2 protein-coding genes are annotated in these 700 nt (G+C 33.4%); both read left to right on the top strand.

Annotated elements, in window-relative coordinates:
* On the top strand, positions 1-221 hold a 221-nt coding region (locus AOQ32_RS08930; protein WP_207657374.1), incomplete at its 5' end, for a hypothetical protein.
* 150 nt (positions 222-371) lie between these two features.
* On the top strand, positions 372-700 hold a 329-nt coding region (locus tag AOQ32_RS08415; protein WP_199504907.1), incomplete at its 3' end, for a hypothetical protein.

Raw genomic sequence — 700 nt, 5'->3', positions numbered from 1 at the left:
TTTTAGCTCAGAGCGGAAGTCTGGCAACACATTACCCGGAACAAACGGGAGAGTGGGCAGAATACTCTTTAAACAATGTTAGCGACTTGACCAAAGCGATGGCTCGTAGCTATACCTTGGAAGAGCCCTTAAGTATTTTCTTTTTTGAGATTTACCTAAGGGCTCTCTCTGCTCAAAACAACGTGCTGCCCTTGGCTGGGGTCAACGTGAAAGTCAAATGAAATTTTTTAATGTTTAAAAAGATAGGATATTAAAACAATTCATTAATGAATTGTTTTGTGTAAAAGAAATTATATATTTACAGTTATATTTGTTAGAATGTAATTGATAGTTTGTTTCAAATATTTAATTTATATTATGAGGAGATAAAAATGATATATAACAAACAAAGAATTTCTAAAGTTAAAGAAAAGAAAGTTTTACGGAAGGTTAAGAGTCAATGGATTGTTGTTTCATTGGTTACTTTTGGTATGATTGCTGGAGCAGGACTGGTTCAAACAGCATCTGCTAATGATATTAGTTCACAAAAAGTTGTAGCAACAGCACTTTCGAATACAAATCATGGTGATAATAGTTCAACTAGTCCAAGTAGTACTGATTCGTCAAATAGTTCAACTAGCCTAAGTAATACTGATTCGTCAAATAGTTCAACTAGTCTAAGTAGTACTGATTCGTCAAATAGTTCAACTAGCCTAAGTAA

It is taken from the genome of Fructobacillus tropaeoli (assembly GCF_001047135.2).
Classification (GTDB): domain Bacteria; phylum Bacillota; class Bacilli; order Lactobacillales; family Lactobacillaceae; genus Fructobacillus; species Fructobacillus tropaeoli.
The sequence above is the reverse complement of the archived record's forward strand: the minus strand, read 5'-3'. Positions and strand labels throughout refer to the sequence as shown.